Annotated in this window: 16 protein-coding genes and 1 tRNA gene; 12 read left to right on the top strand and 5 right to left on the bottom strand. The window is 66.3% G+C overall.

Features of this window, described 5'->3' with window-relative positions:
- Positions 1–145: 145 nt before the first annotated feature.
- From ACFOM8_RS20805 to ACFOM8_RS20785, 5 genes are all read left to right on the top strand, one after another.
- Entirely contained in the window at positions 146–1,897 is a 1,752-nt protein-coding gene (locus tag ACFOM8_RS20805; RefSeq protein ID WP_377764259.1) for a prohead protease/major capsid protein fusion protein, read from the top strand.
- 68 nt (positions 1,898–1,965) lie between these two features.
- A complete protein-coding gene (locus tag ACFOM8_RS20800) occupies positions 1,966–2,157 on the top strand; it encodes a phage head-tail joining protein (protein WP_377764257.1) in 192 nt (63 codons plus the stop codon).
- On the top strand, positions 2,157–2,465 hold the full coding sequence (locus ACFOM8_RS20795; protein ID WP_377764256.1) for a DUF2190 family protein: 309 nt from the start codon (positions 2,157–2,159) through the stop codon (positions 2,463–2,465). Before ACFOM8_RS20800 ends, ACFOM8_RS20795 begins: the two co-directional genes overlap by 1 nt.
- Before the next feature lie 4 nt (positions 2,466–2,469).
- Positions 2,470–2,637, top strand: a complete 168-nt coding sequence (locus ACFOM8_RS20790) for a hypothetical protein (protein WP_377764255.1) — start codon at positions 2,470–2,472, stop codon at positions 2,635–2,637.
- A 2-nt stretch (positions 2,638–2,639) separates the two neighbouring features.
- Positions 2,640–3,743 carry a tyrosine-type recombinase/integrase gene (locus tag ACFOM8_RS20785; protein WP_377764253.1) on the top strand — a complete coding sequence of 368 codons (1,104 nt, stop codon included), beginning with the start codon at positions 2,640–2,642 and terminating at the stop codon, positions 3,741–3,743.
- A gap of 19 nt (positions 3,744–3,762) precedes the next feature.
- Here ACFOM8_RS20785 and ACFOM8_RS20780 read toward each other — a convergent pair.
- Positions 3,763–3,838, bottom strand: a tRNA-Ile gene (locus ACFOM8_RS20780).
- Between the two features lie 108 nt (positions 3,839–3,946).
- On the opposite strand from ACFOM8_RS20780, the gene purM reads away from it, so the two are divergent.
- The gene (gene purM, locus ACFOM8_RS20775; protein ID WP_377764252.1) at positions 3,947–4,987 is read left to right on the top strand and encodes a phosphoribosylformylglycinamidine cyclo-ligase; all 1,041 of its coding nucleotides are present in this window, start codon (positions 3,947–3,949) and stop codon (positions 4,985–4,987) included.
- The gene (purN, locus tag ACFOM8_RS20770; protein WP_377764250.1) at positions 4,984–5,574 is read left to right on the top strand and encodes a phosphoribosylglycinamide formyltransferase; all 591 of its coding nucleotides are present in this window, start codon (positions 4,984–4,986) and stop codon (positions 5,572–5,574) included. The genes purM and purN overlap by 4 nt, the downstream gene beginning before the upstream one ends.
- On the opposite strand, the gene ACFOM8_RS20765 is transcribed toward purN, so the two are convergent.
- Positions 5,571–6,182, bottom strand: coding sequence for a thiamine phosphate synthase (locus ACFOM8_RS20765; protein WP_377764249.1), 612 nt, complete (start codon positions 6,180–6,182; stop codon positions 5,571–5,573). The two genes, purN and ACFOM8_RS20765, sit on opposite strands and share 4 nt — an antisense overlap.
- A 70-nt stretch (positions 6,183–6,252) precedes the next feature.
- Here ACFOM8_RS20765 and ACFOM8_RS20760 point away from each other — a divergent pair, with 70 nt between their 5' ends.
- Genes ACFOM8_RS20760 through ACFOM8_RS20750 form a run of 3 tightly spaced genes read left to right on the top strand, consistent with a single transcriptional unit; the run spans position 6,253 to position 9,637 of the window.
- Positions 6,253–6,981, top strand: coding sequence for an RNA methyltransferase (locus ACFOM8_RS20760; protein ID WP_377764247.1), 729 nt, complete (start codon positions 6,253–6,255; stop codon positions 6,979–6,981).
- 38 nt (positions 6,982–7,019) lie between these two features.
- Positions 7,020–8,168, top strand: coding sequence for a heme A synthase (gene ctaA / locus ACFOM8_RS20755; RefSeq protein ID WP_377764246.1), 1,149 nt, complete (start codon positions 7,020–7,022; stop codon positions 8,166–8,168).
- Positions 8,165–9,637 carry a carboxypeptidase M32 gene (locus tag ACFOM8_RS20750; RefSeq protein WP_377764244.1) on the top strand — a complete coding sequence of 491 codons (1,473 nt, stop codon included), beginning with the start codon at positions 8,165–8,167 and terminating at the stop codon, positions 9,635–9,637. Before ctaA ends, ACFOM8_RS20750 begins: the two co-directional genes overlap by 4 nt.
- A gap of 55 nt (positions 9,638–9,692) precedes the next feature.
- On the opposite strand, the gene ACFOM8_RS20745 is transcribed toward ACFOM8_RS20750, so the two are convergent.
- On the bottom strand, positions 9,693–10,598 hold the full coding sequence (locus ACFOM8_RS20745; RefSeq protein ID WP_377764242.1) for a bifunctional allantoicase/(S)-ureidoglycine aminohydrolase: 906 nt from the start codon (positions 10,596–10,598) through the stop codon (positions 9,693–9,695).
- Positions 10,595–12,001 (bottom strand): allantoinase PuuE, encoded by a 1,407-nt coding sequence (gene puuE / locus ACFOM8_RS20740; protein WP_377764241.1) that lies wholly within the window; start codon positions 11,999–12,001, stop codon positions 10,595–10,597. The genes ACFOM8_RS20745 and puuE overlap by 4 nt, the downstream gene beginning before the upstream one ends.
- Positions 12,002–12,218: 217 nt before the next feature.
- On the opposite strand from puuE, the gene ACFOM8_RS20735 reads away from it, so the two are divergent.
- Positions 12,219–13,520, top strand: coding sequence for an NCS2 family permease (locus ACFOM8_RS20735; RefSeq protein ID WP_377764240.1), 1,302 nt, complete (start codon positions 12,219–12,221; stop codon positions 13,518–13,520).
- Between the two features lie 416 nt (positions 13,521–13,936).
- On the opposite strand, the gene bhcR is transcribed toward ACFOM8_RS20735, so the two are convergent.
- A complete protein-coding gene (gene bhcR, locus ACFOM8_RS20730) occupies positions 13,937–14,737 on the bottom strand; it encodes an HTH-type transcriptional regulator BhcR (protein ID WP_377764239.1) in 801 nt (266 codons plus the stop codon).
- Between the two features lie 184 nt (positions 14,738–14,921).
- Here bhcR and bhcA point away from each other — a divergent pair, with 184 nt between their 5' ends.
- The gene (gene bhcA, locus ACFOM8_RS20725; protein ID WP_377764237.1) at positions 14,922–16,109 is read left to right on the top strand and encodes an L-aspartate--glyoxylate aminotransferase BhcA; all 1,188 of its coding nucleotides are present in this window, start codon (positions 14,922–14,924) and stop codon (positions 16,107–16,109) included.
- The last annotated feature ends 68 nt before the right edge of the window (positions 16,110–16,177 follow it).

Here is a 16,177-nt window from a genome sequence, read left to right as displayed (position 1 = left end):
GGAAGGGTCACATGGGTCAAATCTCAATGGAAATTATGGGCCTGCCTGGGTCACTTCTGGGTGGAAATCAACAGGCTAACCACCAAAGCCCGCGCCATTGCCGAACTTGGCTGGAACCAAGACGACCTTGAAGACGAGGCCGCCAATGCCTGACCTGATCATCCGCAGCGTTGCTGCCCGCAGCTTTGACGCAGACAGCCGGACTTTCGAGGCAGTCATCGCTACACCCTCGCCCTATGGCCGCAGGGACGCACGCGGGCCTTATCTGGAAGTGCTGGACACGACCGCAATCGACCCCGCCGCGCTGGTCGGCCTGCCTGTTCTGGACAGCCACCGACAGCAGAGCGTGCGCGACACGATTGGCACCGTCCTGGAAGCCCGCTTGGAAGGCGATGCCCTGGTCGTCCGCGTCCAGTTGAGCGGTGCCGAGGACGTTCGCCCGATTATTCAACGCATCGAGGACGGCACCCTTCGGGGCGTGTCCATCGGCTACCGCGTAGCAAGGTGGCAGGAACAAACAGCCGCCAAAACACGAACGAAAGTGGCCGTCGATTGGGCCATTACCGAGGTCACTCTGACCACGAACCCCGCTGACAAGGCGGCCACGATCCGTAGCAAAGAGGAGTCCCAAATGCTGGATCAAGAGAACCCCGCCGTGACGGCGGAAGAAAAGCAGCGGCGCGCGGATATCCGGGCGCTGACCCGTTCGGCGGGCCTGTCGGCGGAAATCGCTGACGACCTGATCGACTCTGGCGCAGACATGACCGCCGCCAAGGCTGCCGTGTTCGATGCCGTGAGCGCCAAGCGCAGCACCGCGCCGAACATTCGCACCCATGCCCCGGCCAATGACGATCCTGCGGTTGTCCAGCGCCGCGCCGCCGATGCCCTAGCCTATCGCATGGCGGGCGGGGAACTGCCTGATGATGCAAAGCCGTATCTGAACCTCTCGCTCAAGGAGATGGCAGCCGACTCGCTGGCGCGCGCTGGTGTCGCGACCCGTGGCATGAGCGCGGACGAGATCTTCACCCGCGCTGGGATGCACACCACCAGCGACTTCCCCCTGCTGGTGTCGAACGCGGTCGGCAAGGTGGCAATGCAGGCCTATCAGGTGGCGCAATCGCCGCTCAAACAACTGGCCCGCAAGAAAACCCTGCGCGACTTCAAGCCCGCCGCCTCCATCTGGTTGGGTGAACTGGGCCGCCTGGAACGCATCACCGAGGCAGGCGAGATCAAGCACACGACCATCACCGAGGGCGGGGAGACCCTGAAACTTGCGACCTATGCCCGTGCGATCAACCTGTCCCGCGAGTTGCTGGTCAATGACGATGTGCATCTGCTGGGCGACTTGACTGCCGCCTTCGGTCGGGCCGCTGCGCAGACCGAAGCTGATATCCTGGTTGATCTGGTGACGAGCAACCCGGCCATGGCAGATGGTGATCCGGTGTTCGACGCTGATCGCGGCAACATCGGCACCCCCGGCGCCCTGTCCATCACCACACTTTCGGCTGCACGGCTGGCAATGCGCAAGCGGACGGGCCGGGACGGGACCAACTTCATCAACGTGACGCCGAAGTATCTGGTCATCTCGCCCGAATTGGAAACCACTGCCGAGCAACTGCTGACCCAGATTGCTGCGGCGACCGTCGATGACGTGAACCCGTGGACTGGCAAGCTGACCCCGCTGGTTGATCCGCGCCTTCCCGAGGGCACGTTCTATCTGTTCGCGGATCCTGCTGTCGCCCCCGCCCTGCAATATGCCTACTTGGCCGGCGCCGAGGGCGTGCAGGTCCAGCGCCGCGAAATGTGGGATCAACTGGGCGTCGGCTATCGTGCCTGGCTGGACTTCGGCGCGGGCTGGCTGGACTGGCGCGGCGTGCAGCGTGTGAGTGCCGCCTGATGCCCCGCGTGACCCTGCCTCTTACGGAGGTATCGCCTCCCGAGGACCGGTTGGAACGCCTGCGGTTCATGCGTGATGAACTAATCGAAGCGCGGGCCAAAGGCGTTCGAGCCGTCCAGTTTGGCGAAGATCGGGTCGAATACCGAAGCGACAGTGAAATGGCCGCAGCCATTGCGGCCATTGACGCTGAGATCGCGCAACTGAACGGGCGTGGATCGCGCCGAACCTTCTACCCTGCAACAAGCAAAGGTGTCTTCTGATGAAGAACTTCATCCAACCCGGTGACACGATCACCATCCCGGCCCCTGCCGCCGTCAAGTCAGGGGATTTGGTTCAGGTCAATGCCCTGACCGGCGTAGCAGCCACCGATGCGGCACAGGACCAGCCCGTCGCCATCAGCGTCAAGGGTGTGTTCGCCCTGCCGAAGTCTAACGCGGTGCTGCCGGTAGGTGCCCCCGTCGAATGGACAGGCACCGCTGTCGCATCGCTGGCCGATGGTGATCAGATCGGCGTCGTTGTCGAAGCTGCGACAGCAGGCGATGCGACCGCTAAGGTTCTGCTGCGGTAAGACCATGGCCAACCCCCGCGCCACCTTCAAGCAAGTCGATGTCACACGCGCTGCAAAGGGCGTGCTGGCAGCGGGCTTGCCGGTGGGGCGGGTTGAAATAGACCGCGAAGGAAAGATCATTGTCTTGGTAGGCGATGCTGCCATGCAGCCCGAAAAAAATGATTGGGACTGACAATGAAAAAAACTGATCGCTTCCCTCATGCAAAGCCCTATCGCGACCGGCACGGCAAGATCCGCTGGCGGTATCGCCATAAGGGTGTGACTGCAGAACTGGGCACAGAATGGGGCAGCGAAGGTTTTTGCCAACGCTATGCTGCCGCTGTGAACGGCCGATCAAAGGACGGGGCAGGGGCCAATCGCACTCTTCCCGGGACGCTCAACGACCTGGCCGTGCAATTCTATAAGCTGCACCTGCCGACTGTAGCAGAAAGCACAGCAGCGAATTATCGCGCCGTCATTGATGCTTTGCGTGTCAAGCACGGGCACAAGCGAGTGTCCCATATGGCGCGGCGGCACGTCATCGCGATCAAAGCCGATATGGCTGGAACACCGCAGCAAGCGAACAAAACCCTGAAACGCCTTTCGCAGATGATGGAACTGGCGAAAGATCTGGAATGGCGCACGGACAATCCAGTTGATGGTGTGAAGCTATATCCAACAAACCCTGGCGGCTTTCACACCTGGGACGAAGGCGAGATTGCACGTTTCTATGACGTGCATGAAATCGGAACTCCGGCGCATCTCGCTATGACGCTGATGCTCTATACCGGTGCGGCGAAATGTGACGCGGTTGCGATGGGACGGGGCAACGTTCGCGAGGGCCGGTTAATCTATCGCCGGAACAAGACGCGGCGCAATCCCGAGGGGATTGAAGTCAACATCCCGATCCATCCTTACTTGGCCGAGACACTGGCGCATGTGCCGGCCGATGCCTTCACCTTCTTGCAGACCAAAGACGGGCTGTCTCGCTCAGTGAAAGGCCTTGGGTCGTCTATGCGGAAATGGTGCGACAAGGCGGGTCTGCCGCTTTGCAGTTCTCATGGACTGCGTAAGGCGATCTGCCGTCGCATTGCAGAAGCCGGAGGGACAGCTTTCCAGATCATGTCCGTGAGTGGGCATATCAGCCTGAAAGAGGCGCAGAAATACTGCGAAGAATTTGGCCGAAAAGGATTGGCTGATTCTGCCATCGCAAGCCTTCCCAGCGGGGCGAACGGGGAACAGAAATTGACGAACCACCCCGCAAGGTTCGTCAAAAAACCGCGTAAGGACTTGAAATGACGTATCAAAACGTTGGGTTTGGTAGGCCCGGAGGGACTTGAACCCCCAACCAAGGCGTTATGAGCGCCCTGCTCTGACCATTGAGCTACAGGCCCAACACGGCTCGGGTTAATCGCCCGGGATCATCGGGTCAAGCGCCGATCGCCGTTGCCCCCGTGTGACGCCTGCGCTATCGGGGGCGCATCATTCAGCCGGGGGCCGCCATGACCAGGAACGGGATCAGCTACCGCGACGCGGGCGTCGACATCGACGCGGGCAACGCGCTTGTCGAACGCATCAAGCCCGCCGCCGCCGCGACCGCGCGTCCCGGCGTGATGGACGCGCTTGGCGGCTTCGGCGCGCTGTTCGACCCCCGCGCCGCCGGTTACGACGACCCGGTCCTGGTGGCGGCGACCGACGGCGTGGGCACCAAGCTGCGCATCGCCATCGACACCGGCCACCTGGACGGCATCGGCCAGGATCTGGTCGCGATGTGCGTGAACGATCTGGTCTGCCAAGGGGCCGAGCCTTTGTTCTTCCTGGATTATTTTGCCACCGGCAAGCTGTCGGTGGACGAAGGCGCCCGCGTCATCGAAAGCATCGCGCGCGGCTGCAAGGCCGCCAATTGCGCCCTGATCGGCGGCGAGACGGCCGAAATGCCGGGCATGTATCACGACGGCGACTTCGACCTGGCGGGCTTTGCGGTGGGCGCCATGCAGCGCGGCACGGCCCTGCCTGCGGGCGTGGCGGAGGGCGACGTTCTTCTGGGCCTCGCGTCCGACGGCGTGCATTCCAACGGCTATTCGCTGGTCCGCAAGGTCGCGGAACGCGCGGGTCTTGGCTGGGACGCGGCCTCGCCCTTTGGCGACGGCGATCTGGGCGCGGCGCTGCTGACCCCCACGCGGCTTTACGTCGCGCCCGCCCTGGCGGCGATCCGGGCGGGCGGCGTTCACGCGCTGGCCCATGTCACCGGCGGCGGCATCACCGAAAACCTGCCGCGCGTGCTGCCGAAAGACCTGGGGGCAGAGATCGACCTGTCCTCCTGGACGCTGCCGCCGGTCTTCCGCTGGCTGGCCGAGGCTGGCGGGATCGAGACGGCCGAGATGCTCAAGACCTTCAACAGCGGCATCGGCATGATCCTGTCGGTCGCGGCCGACCGCGCCGACGCGCTGGCCGACCTGCTGTCCGGCCAGGGCGAAACGGTTTGCCGCCTGGGCCGCGTCACGGCGGAGCCGGGCCTGCGCTACAGCGGAACGCTTGCGTGAAACGGGTCGCCATTCTGATTTCCGGCAGCGGATCCAACATGGTCCGCCTGGTTCAGGACATGCAGGCGGGCGATCACCCGGCGCGGCCCGTGCTGGTGGCGTCGAACGATCCGAACGCCGCCGGTCTGGCAAAGGCCGCGGCCCTGGGCGTGCCCACCGCCGCCGTCGATCATCGCGCCTTCAAGGGCGACCGCTCCGCCTTCGAGGCGGCACTTCTACAGCCGCTGCTGGACGCCCGGCCCGACATCCTGTGCCTGGCGGGCTTCATGCGCATCCTGACGCCCGCGTTCATCGAACGTTTCGAGGGCCGGATGATCAACATCCATCCTTCTCTTTTGCCCAAATACCCGGGCCTGCACACCCACGCCCGCGCCATCGAGGCCGGGGATGCCGAGGCAGGCGCCACGGTCCACGAGGTCACGACCGACCTGGACTCGGGTCCGATCCTGGGCCAGGCGCGCGTTCCCGTCGAACCCGGCGACACTCCCGCAACCCTGGCGGCGCGCGTGCTGGCGCGCGAACACCAGCTTTACCCGCTGATCCTGCGCCGCTTCGCCGCAGGGGCGCGCGAACGCTTCGACATCTAGCCCCACAGCGCCTTCAGCGCCGCCACGGGATCGCTGTCCGACCAGATCTCGGGGCCGATGGCGACGAAGTCGCTGACCGGCGACAGCCTTTCCAGCAGCTCGCGGGTGATCGCGCCTTCGGCCACGACCGGCACCTCGATGGTTTCGGACCACCACTGGAACAGATCCAGATCCACCGGCTCTCCGCGATACAGCGCCGACGCGCCCACCGGACCGAAGCTGATGTAGTCCGCCCCGGACTCGCCCGCGTTCATGCCTTCGTGGCGCGAGCCGCCGCAAAAGCTGCCCACGATGGCATCCGCGCCCAGTTCCTTGCGGGCATAGCGCACGGCCTTCGCGCCGTCCGTCAGATGCACCCCGTCCAGCCCGTGCCGCTGCGCCAGGGCCACCAGATCGTCGATCACCACCGCCACATCGCGGGCATGGGCGATTTCCCGCGCCAGATCGGCCAGACGGCCCAGCTCGTCCTCCTCGGCCCCCGCGCGGATGCGCAGGCAGGCGACCGGAAAGGCGTCCATCACCGCCGCAAGCTGCGGCCCCAGGGTCGAGGCCTGCGCCCCGGCGGGGGTCATCAGGTAAAGCTGCGGGGCATCAGAGGCATCGGACATGGGCGGAACTCCTTTCGGCTGCCCATAGCGCAGCTTGCCGCCCGCCGCCAGACGGACTATCTGGCCCCCCATGCAAAGCACCCGCCTTCCCGTCATCATCCTGGTCCGCCCGCAGATGGGCGAGAACATCGGCGCGGCCGCCCGCGCCATGCTGAACTTCGGCCTGACCGAGATGCGGCTGGTCGATCCCCGCGACGGCTGGCCGAACCCGCGCGCCGTGGCCATGGCCTCGGGCGCGGCGGGGCAGGTGCTGGACCGCGCCCGCGTTTATCCCACCCTGGCCGAGGCGATGGAGGGCATCGACTTCGCCTTCGCCACCACCGCGCGGGGGCGCGAACTGTCGAAGCCCGTCCATACGCCCGCGACCGCGATGCAGATGGCCCGCGCCCATCCCGGCCGCTGCGCGATCATCTTCGGCCCCGAACGCACCGGGCTGGAAAACGACGACGTGGCCCGCGCCAACGCCATTGTGACGGTTCCGGTGAACCCGGAGTTTCCGTCGCTGAACCTGGCCCAGGCGGTGCTGCTGATGGGCTATGAATACGGGCGCGACATTTTGCCGCCCGAACCGTCCCCCCACCATGCCCGTGCCGAGGCGATCGCCCTGGCCGACCGCCTGGAGATCGAGAAGCTGGGCGATCATTTCGAGGAACGCCTGACCGAGGCGGGCTTCTTCTTTCCCGAAACCAAGGCCGCGTCCATGCGGCTGAACCTGCGCAACATGTGGTCGCGCCTGGCGCTGACGCGCGGCGACGTGCGCATCCTGCACGGGATGCTGCGGCAGTTGACCCGGCGCTGACCCCAACCTACCCTCCGCCCGACCTGAAGGAGCAAGCGATGGCCAAGAGACCCGTTTTCGAGGAAGTCCTTGACCCGGCAGCCAGCAGCCGCCCCGTTGCGAAGACCGGCATGATCGACGCCGCCCCCCGTGGCGCGCGGCGCGCGATCCGCCTTTGGCTGATGGTGCTGTTCGTGATGGTGCTGGCGATGATCGTGCTCGGCGGGGCCACGCGCCTGACCGGGTCGGGTCTGTCCATCACCGAATGGGCGCCCGTCACGGGCACGGTCCCGCCCATGTCGGACGCGGATTGGCAAGCGGAATTCGAGGCTTACAAGCAGATCCCCCAATATGTCGAGGTGAACCCCGACATGGATTTGGCGGGCTTCAAGCAGATTTACTGGTGGGAATGGGCGCACCGCCTTCTGGGCCGGCTGATCGGGCTGGTCTGGGCGGCGGGCTTTGTCTTCTTTCTGGCGACGAGACGCATTCCGGCCGGCTGGACGCCGCGCCTGCTGGGCCTGGGGGCGCTTGGCGGGCTGCAAGGCGCGATCGGCTGGTGGATGGTCAGTTCGGGCCTGGCCCCCGGGATGACCCGCGTGGCTTCCTACCGCCTGGCGACGCATCTGGGCATCGCCTTTGTCATCCTGGGCCTGATCGCCTGGTATGTCCTGCTGCTGGGGCGCAGCGAATCCGACCTGCTGCGCGCCCGCCGCGCCGGAGAGGCGAAGCTGTTTTCCATGTCCACCGGCCTGATGCACCTGGCCTTCGTGCAGATCCTGATCGGCGCGCTTGTTGCGGGCATCGACGCGGGCCGCACCTATACGGGCTGGCCCACCATGGGCGGCGAATGGATTCCGGCAGCGATCTGGGATCCGCTGCTGGGCTGGCGCAACCTGTTCGAGAACCCGGCCCTGGTGCAGTTCGTCCACCGCATAACAGGCTATCTGCTGGCGATTTTCGCCGTGGTGGTCTGGCTGCGCGCCCGCCGCTCGCCCCATCCGGTGACGCGCGGGGCGTTCACCGCCATGCTGGTCGCGGTTGCGGTGCAGGTGGGCCTGGGGATCATGAACGTGATCCACGCCTCGCCGCTGCCTTTGGCGCTGGCCCACCAGCTGGGGGCGGTGGCGCTGTTTGCGCTGATCATCCGGGGGCGGCACCATGCGCGTTACCCGCACGAAACTTCGGTCAGGGGGACCATCCGATGACGGCCATCAACGACCTGCTTGCCTTCCAGCGCCAGACCGAGGCGTTGTCCTCCATCGCCGAACGCCTGGGGTGGGATCAGGAAACCGTCATGCCGCGCGGCGCCGTCGAACAGCGCGCCGAGGAAATGGCGGCCATCGAGGCCGTGCTGCACGAACGCCGCACCGATCCGCGCATCGGCGAATGGCTGGACGCGGCCGAACCGCAGACCGGGGCCGAGGCGCGGTCCGTCGAGCTGATCGCCCGCGATTTCGGCCGCGCCAGCCGCATCCCGGCGCGGCTGGCGCAGGAACTGGCGCGCACGACATCCTTGGCCCAGGGCATCTGGGCCGAGGCCCGCGCCAATGACGCGCCCGAGGATTTCCTGCCGACGCTGGATCAGGTTCTGATGCTGAAGCGAGAGGAAGCGGCAGCCCTGGCGGACGGCGGCGACCTGTACGACGCGCTTTTGGACGATTACGAACAGGGCATGACCGGGACCGAGATCGCGGCCCTGTTCGACGCCATGCGCCCGCGCCTTGTGGCTCTGCGCGAACAGGTCCTGGGCGCGGACCGCCAGCCGCAGCCGCTGGCGGGCCATTTTCCGCAGGAAACCCAGATCCGGCTGGCCCGGACCTGCGCGACGGCCTTTGGCTACGACTGGACGCGGGGGCGGATGGACATCGCGGTTCATCCTTTCAGCAGCGGCCGCTGGCAGGACAGCCGCATCACCACGCGGGTGGTGGAAACCGATCCCTTCAACTGCATCTATTCGACCATCCACGAGGTCGGCCATTCCAGCTATGAACTGGGTATCGACCCCGATTACGCCTTCACGCCGCTGGGCCGGGGCGTCTCGATGGGCGTTCACGAAAGCCAGAGCCGCATCTACGAAAACCAGATGGGCCGGGGCCGGGCCTTCGCCGGCTGGCTGTTCCACCGCATGTCGGACGCCTTCGACGGGCTGAACATCGCCGACCCGGACGCCTTTTATGCGACCGTGAACCGCGTCGCCCCCGGCTTCATCCGCACCGAGGCGGACGAGGTGCAATACAATCTGCACATCATGATGCGCTTCGATCTGGAGCGCGACCTGATCGCCGGACGCCTGGCCGTGGACGACCTGCCCGAGGCGTGGAACGCCCGCTTCCTGCGCGATTTCGGCGTGGTGGTGGACCGGCCCGCGAACGGCGTCTTGCAGGACGTGCATTGGGCGGTGGGGCTGTTCGGATATTTTCCGACCTATGCCTTGGGGAACGTGTTCGCGGGCTGCCTGAACCGGGCGATGCGCGACGCGGTGCCGGATCTGGACGCCTCGCTCGGGGCGGGCGATGCCGCGCCCGCCGTTGAATGGCTGCGCGAGAACGTCCAGCGCCATGGCGGCTTGAAGCGCCCCCGCGCGCTGATCGAGGAGGCGACGGGGGGCGATGTCTCGCCCGAGCCGCTGCTGGCCTATCTGGAAGCGAAGTTCGGGGATATCTACGGGCTGTGAGATCTGCGCAGGGGTGGGGGCGAAACCCCGCCCCGCGGCCGGCCCGGCCTTTCGCCTACCTGTTCGGCCACAAGGGCGCGTGGCGGTTCACGTCCTTGTAGAGCAGGTATCGGAACGGCCCCGGCCCGCCCGCGTAGCAGGCCTGCGGGCAGAAGGCGCGCAGCCACATGTAGTCGCCGGGGCCGACCTCGACCCAATCGCGGTTCAGGCGATAAACCGCCTTGCCCTCCAGCACGAACAGCCCGTGTTCCATCACATGCGTTTCCGCAAAGGGGATGGATCCGCCCGGCTTGAAGGTCACGACCGTGATGTGCATGTCGTGGCGCAGATCGGCCGGGTCCATGAAGCGCGTGGTGCCCCAGGCCCCGTCCGTGTCGGGCATCATCGAGGGCGCGATGTCCTGTTCCTGCGCGACGATGGGATCGGGGCGGCTGACGCCCTCGACCGGCTGCCAGCGCTTGCGCCACCAGTGAAAGCCGGTGTTGCCCGGCGTCGTGTTCCTGACCGACCAGGGCGTGCCGGGGGGGATATAGGCAAAGCCGCCGGGCGTCAGCCGATGTTCGGCGCCGCCGATGGTGACCGACATCGACCCGCCGGTGACGAACAGGGCGTGCTGCACCTCGGGGTCGTCGTCGGGATTGTCGGACCCGCCGCCTTCGGCCAGTTCGACGATGTATTGGCTGAAGGTCTCGGCAAAGCCCGACAAGGGACGGGCGATCATCCACATGCGCATTCCCGTCCAGCCGGGCAGGTAGCTGGTCACGATGTCGCGCATCACCGTGCGGGGGATCACGGCATAGGCCTCGGTGAAGACCGCGGTGTCGGTCGTCAGGCCGGCCTGCGGCGGCAGGCCCGCGACGGGACCGGCATAAGGGACGCGCTGCGTGTCCGCGCGCGGAACGGCGGCGATGTCTCCGGTGGGGGCGCCGGCGGGGGGAAGATCGGGGGACAGATCGGTCATTTCAAGGCCTCGTTCAGGCGGAGTTCGCCGATGCGCATGACTTGGCGTTCTGCCTCGGCGCGCTCGGTGGGGGTGTCGTTGTCGATGCGGGCCTGCATGGCGCGCATGATGCCCGCCTTGTCGTGGTCGCGCACCGCGATGATGAAGGGGAAGCCGTGCTTGGCCACATAGGCTTCGTTCAGGCGGGTGAAGGTGGCGCGTTCCTCGTCGGTCAGGCTGTCCAGGCCCGCGCTGGCCTGTTCGGCGGTGCTGTCCGTGGTCAGCCGCTTGGCCAGCGCCAGCTTGCCCGCCAGATCGGGGTGGGCGCGCAGGACGCCCAGCCGTTCCTCGTCCGACGCGCCGCGGAACACCTGCGCCATCCGCGCGGCAAGGCCCGCCGCGCTGTCATGGACCGCGCCCATCTCGCCGTCCCAAACGCGTTCGGCGATAAAGGGGGAATGTTCATAGATGCCGCCGAACCTTTGGACAAAAGCCTCGCGGTCCATCTGCGAGGGGCGCAAACGCGGCTGGAAGGGATGCGCCTCGGCCCAATGGCGCGCGATGTCCAGGCGCGAGGCGAACCACACGCCCTCGTGGCTGCGCGCGTGATCCAGGAACCGCTGGATCGCCATGGCCCGACCCGGACGCCCGGCCAGGCGGCAATGCAGGCCGACGCTCATCATCTTGGGGGCGCCCGCCTTGCCTTCGGCATAAAGCACGTCGAAGCTGTCGCGCAGATAGTCAAAGAAATCGGTGCCCGTCCCGAACCCCTGACCCGAGGAAAAGCGCATGTCGTTGGCGTCCATCGTATAGGGCACCATCAGCTGCGGCTTGCCGTTGTGGAGGTGCCAATAGGGCAACTCGTCCGCGACCGTGTCGGCCAGGTATTCGAAGCCGCCTTCCTCGCAGCCAAGCGCCACCGTGTTCATCGAGCAGCGCCCCTGGTAGAAGCCGCGCGGGCGTTCCCCGGTGACGTGGGCGTGCAAGGCGACGGCCTGGGCGATGTGGTCTGCCTCGACCTCGCGGGGGATGTCGCGATAGTCGATCCATTTCAGGCCATGGGTCGCGATCTCCCACCCGGCAGCCTTCATGGCGGCGACCTGTTCGGGGCTGCGCTCCAACGCGGTGGCCACGCCGTAGACGGTCACGGGGATGTCGCGCAGCATCCGGTGCAGCCGCCAGAAGCCCGACCGGGCGCCATAGTCGTAGATCGACTCCATGTTCCAGTGCCGCTTGCCGGGCCAGGGCTGCGCGCCGATGATCTCGGACAGAAAGGCCTCAGACGCGGCATCGCCATGCTCGATGCTGTTCTCGCCGCCTTCCTCGTAGTTGACGACGATCTGCACCGCGATCCGGGCGCCGCCGGGCCATTGCGGGTCGGGCGTGGTTTCTCCATATCCTCGCAGATCGCGGCTGTAGCGCATCGGGCGTCCTTTCCGTGGCAGCGTTGCCACAGCAAAGCGCGCCCGCTCCTGCCAGGCAAGCGGGCGGGGGCGGAATTCTGTATCAACGAATCGGAAAAGATCGCCTGCGGTTTCAAATGACCATTGAAAGACTTGCGGGTTGGCGCTGATTGTTGCCTCCGTCACGGCCCCCATAAGCTTCGCGCAGGGCGGCCAGAGGAGCCGCGGGAGGGAACCCATGGAACGCTATTTCAAGCTGTCGCAGCACGGCAGCACCGTCAGAACCGAGGTGATCGCAGGCATCACCACCTTTCTGACGATGGCCTATATCATCTTCGTCAACCCCGACATCCTGTCCACAACGGGCATGGACCGCAACGCGGTGTTCGTCGCCACCTGCCTGGCCGCCGCCATTGGCTCGGCCGTGATGGGGCTTTGGGCCAACTGGCCCATCGGCATGGCGCCCGGCATGGGACTGAACGCCTTTTTCGCCTTTACCGTCGTGGGCGCCATGGGCTTCACCTGGCAGCAGGCGCTTGGCGCGGTGTTCATCAGCGGGGTCATCTTCCTGATCCTGTCGGCCACCGGCATCCGGCGCTGGCTGGTGGCGGGGATCCCCCTGTCCATGCGCAGCGGGGTCGCCGCGGGCATCGGCATGTTCCTGGGCATCATCGCGCTGCAATCCTCGGGGATCGTGGTGGACAGCCCGGCCACGCTGGTGACGCTGGGCGACCTGACCAATCCCGGCACGCTGCTGACGGTCGCGGGGTTCTTCATCATCGTGGCGCTGGACGCGCTGCGGGTGACGGGCGCGATCCTGATCGGCATCCTTGTGGTGACGGTCGCCGCGATCCTGCTGGGCGTCAGCCAGTTCGGCGGCATCCTGTCCATGCCGCCGTCGATCGCGCCGACGCTGCTGCAACTGGACATCTGGGGGGCGCTTGGCTTCGGCATCTTCCAGGTGATCCTGGTCATGGTCCTGGTCGAGGTTTTCGACGCCACCGGCACGCTGATCGGCGTGGCCAAGCGCGCGCGCCTGCTGACGGAAGGCCCGGTGCATCAGAACCCCGGCCTGTCGCGCGCGCTGATGGCGGATTCGACGGCGATCACCATCGGCTCGATGCTGGGCACAAGTTCCACCACGGCCTATGTCGAAAGCGCGTCCGGCGTGCAGGCGGGCGGGCGCACGGGGCTGACCGCGCTTGTGGTGGCGGTGCTGTTCCTGCTGGCGATGTTCTTCGCGCCGCTGGCCGGGTCGGTTCCAGCCTATGCCACCGCCCCCGCGCTGCTGTATGTGGCGACCCTGATGGTGCGCGAACTGTCCGAGATCGCCTGGGAGGACGTGACCGAGGCCGCGCCCGCCGTGCTGACCGCGCTGGTCATGCCCTTCACCTATTCCATCGCGAACGGGCTGGCCTTCGGCTTCATCAGCTATGCGGTGATCAAGCTGCTGACCGGCAGGGCGTCCCAGGTCCATGCCGCGACCTGGATCGTGGCCGCGCTGTTCGTGATCAAGTTCGCGTTCTTCGGCGGGCACTGATGGACCGGCTTTGACAAGGGTCGCAGGCTTCGCGTGGAGACGCGGAGCCTGCGCCATGCATGTCTCGCTGACGGAAAAGCCCGCAACACCATGTGCGCCAGAAGGTCGCCTTGGGGATGTGCAACACCGCGTCCGAGGTGAGCCGAGAGGCGCCGCGCACGAACATCGCCACCGAGGAAAGCGACAAGCCCAGGCTGCAACGGTTGCACGAGGCTGTCGGGCCGGCCCGGCAAGAGGCCGAGCGGGGCGAATTGGCGCCTTTCGACATGAACGGGATCCTGTCGGAACGTGATTGGAAAACCGCAAGTGTGCCTGACCTGCCGCTGCAACCGCCGTGTCGTCTTCTTCCCCGCGATCCCGTGGAAATCCTGCGCATCCTGCATCAGCAAACGAACCTCCAGCGGCACCTTCGGGGATCAGCCGCCCATGGCGTGACTGAGTTCCGCCGCCGCGGCCGCCACCACCGCGCCCAGCGTCTTGACATGCTCGTGCCCGATCCGGTGGGCGGGACCGCTGACGCTGACCCCGGCGATCGCCTCGCCCGTCAGGTCGAAGACGGGGGCGGCGATGCAGCGCATCCCGCGCGTGCGTTCCTCGTCATCGAAGGAAAAGCCCCGGGCGCGGATGCGGGACATGTCCTCGGCCAGGGCGTCGGGCGTGGTCAGGGTCTTGTCGGTGAACCGTGTCAGGCCGTGCCCGTCCAGATAGGCTTGCAGGATCTCGGCCCGGCCGAAGGCCAGCAGCGCCTTGCCGATGCCGGATGCGTGCAGCGGCGAGCGGGTGCCGGGCGGGAAAAAGGCGCGGATCGTCTCGTGCGTTTCGGCCTGGCTGACGAACAGCACCGCGTCGCCGTTGAGGATCCCCAGGTTCGCGGTCTCGCCCGTATGTTCCATCAGCGCGCGCAGGATCGGGCGGGCGCGTTCCACGATCCCGGACCGGCGCATGAAGGCCGATCCCAGCCTGAAGGTCGCGGGGCCGATGTTCCAGGCCTGCGTGGCCGGGTCGCTTTCCACCATGCCGCGCGCCGCCAGGGAATGCAGCAGCCGGTGAACGGTCGATGGCGGCTGGTCGATGCGCTCGGCGACCTCGGACAGCGTAAGGCCCGGATGGGCGGCCAGCAGGTCCAGCATGTCCAGCGCGCGGTCCAGCACCTGCACGGTCCCGGAACTGTCCTTGGCGCTGCGGGGGCGGCCCCGGCGGCGGGTGGGTTCAGACATTTTCGCTCTTTTCTAAAGAATACATTTCCGAAACCGCGAAAATCCGGTGGGCTGTCTGAAAAATGACAAACCCATGGTCTTGCGGACTATTTCGGCTTTTAACGCCGAAATGGAAAACATTTCCAGAAAAATTGTCGCATCTGGCGGCAGGTGGTATTCTGCGCTTATCAGAGGAGGAGGAACCATGACCAGCCAGAATCCCGTGTTCATTCCCGGCCCGACGAACATCCCCGAGGTGCTGCGCAAGGCCGTGGACATGCCCACCATCGACCACCGCAGCCCGGTTTTCGGGCGCATCCTGCATCCGGCGCTGGAAGGGGTCAAAAAGGTGCTGAAGACCACGCAAGGGCAGGTCTTCGTGTTCCCCTCGACCGGAACGGGTGGCTGGGAAACCGCCATCACCAACACCCTGTCGCCCGGCGACAGCGTTCTGGCGACCCGCAACGGCATGTTCAGCCACCGCTGGATCGACATGTGCCAGCGTCACGGCCTGGACGTGCAGGTCGTCGCCCAGGAATGGGGCGAGGGCGTCCCGGCCGACCGTTTCGAGGAGATCCTGACCGCCGACAAGGGCCACAAGATCAAGGTCGTGCTGGCCACACACAATGAGACGGCCACCGGCGTGCGCAGCGACATCGCCGCCGTCCGCCGCGCGCTGGACGCGGCGAACCATCCGGCGCTGCTGTTCGTGGACGGCGTTTCGTCCATCGCGTGCTATGATTTCCGCATGGACGAATGGGGTGTCGATATTGCCGTGACCGGCAGCCAGAAGGGCTTCATGCTGCCCCCGGGCCTTGCCATCGTGGGCTTTTCGCCCAAGGCCATGGCGGCGGTCGAGACGGCAAAACTGCCGCGCACCTTTTTCGACATCCGCGACATGGCCAAGGGCTATGCCGCCAACGGCTATCCCTACACGCCGCCGGTCGGGCTTCTGAACGGCCTCAACGTCGCCTGCGAGATGCTGCTGGACGAGGGGCTGGAGAACGTCTTCGCCCGCCACCACCGCATCGCCGAGGGCGTGCGCCAGGCCGTCGCCGCCTGGGGAATGCAGCTTTGCGCCAAGCGCCCCGACCTGTATTCCGACAGCGTCAGCGCGATCCGCACGCCGGAAGGCTTCGACGCCAACAAGATCGTTTCCCACGCGCTGAACGCCTATGGCGTGGCCTTCGGGACCGGGCTTGGCGATGTCGCGGGCAAGGTGTTCCGCATCGGCCACCTGGGCAGCCTGACCGACGTGATGGCCCTGTCGGGCATCGCCACGGCGGAAATGGTCATGGCCGACCTGGGCCTGCCGGTGACGCTGGGTTCGGGCGTCGCCGCCGCGCAGGACCATTACCGCCACAGCGCCCCTGCGATGAAGGCTGCCGCGTGATGAAGGACGCCATGTATATTCCCACATACGAGGACATGCTGGCGGCGCATGAGCGCATCCAGCCCTAC

The organism is Paracoccus angustae (assembly GCF_042648745.1).
Lineage (GTDB): Bacteria > Pseudomonadota > Alphaproteobacteria > Rhodobacterales > Rhodobacteraceae > Paracoccus > Paracoccus angustae.
This window is presented reverse-complemented; position numbering and strand designations above follow the sequence as displayed.

Bases quoted from the DNA above. Each gene is read 5' to 3' on its own strand.
- ACFOM8_RS20805 (WP_377764259.1), top strand. From the start codon at position 146: ATGCCTGACCTGATCATCCGCAGCGTTGCTGCCCGCAGCTTTGACGCA.
- ACFOM8_RS20800 (WP_377764257.1), top strand. From the start codon at position 1,966: ATGCGTGATGAACTAATCGAAGCGCGGGCCAAAGGCGTTCGAGCCGTC.
- ACFOM8_RS20795 (WP_377764256.1), top strand. From the start codon at position 2,157: ATGAAGAACTTCATCCAACCCGGTGACACGATCACCATCCCGGCCCCT.
- ACFOM8_RS20790 (WP_377764255.1), top strand. From the start codon at position 2,470: ATGGCCAACCCCCGCGCCACCTTCAAGCAAGTCGATGTCACACGCGCT.
- ACFOM8_RS20785 (WP_377764253.1), top strand. From the start codon at position 2,640: ATGAAAAAAACTGATCGCTTCCCTCATGCAAAGCCCTATCGCGACCGG.
- purM (WP_377764252.1), top strand. From the start codon at position 3,947: ATGACCAGGAACGGGATCAGCTACCGCGACGCGGGCGTCGACATCGAC.
- ACFOM8_RS20765 (WP_377764249.1), bottom strand. From the start codon at position 6,182: ATGTCCGATGCCTCTGATGCCCCGCAGCTTTACCTGATGACCCCCGCC.
- ACFOM8_RS20760 (WP_377764247.1), top strand. From the start codon at position 6,253: ATGCAAAGCACCCGCCTTCCCGTCATCATCCTGGTCCGCCCGCAGATG.
- ctaA (WP_377764246.1), top strand. From the start codon at position 7,020: ATGGCCAAGAGACCCGTTTTCGAGGAAGTCCTTGACCCGGCAGCCAGC.
- ACFOM8_RS20750 (WP_377764244.1), top strand. From the start codon at position 8,165: ATGACGGCCATCAACGACCTGCTTGCCTTCCAGCGCCAGACCGAGGCG.
- ACFOM8_RS20745 (WP_377764242.1), bottom strand. From the start codon at position 10,598: ATGACCGATCTGTCCCCCGATCTTCCCCCCGCCGGCGCCCCCACCGGA.
- puuE (WP_377764241.1), bottom strand. From the start codon at position 12,001: ATGCGCTACAGCCGCGATCTGCGAGGATATGGAGAAACCACGCCCGAC.
- ACFOM8_RS20735 (WP_377764240.1), top strand. From the start codon at position 12,219: ATGGAACGCTATTTCAAGCTGTCGCAGCACGGCAGCACCGTCAGAACC.
- bhcR (WP_377764239.1), bottom strand. From the start codon at position 14,737: ATGTCTGAACCCACCCGCCGCCGGGGCCGCCCCCGCAGCGCCAAGGAC.
- bhcA (WP_377764237.1), top strand. From the start codon at position 14,922: ATGACCAGCCAGAATCCCGTGTTCATTCCCGGCCCGACGAACATCCCC.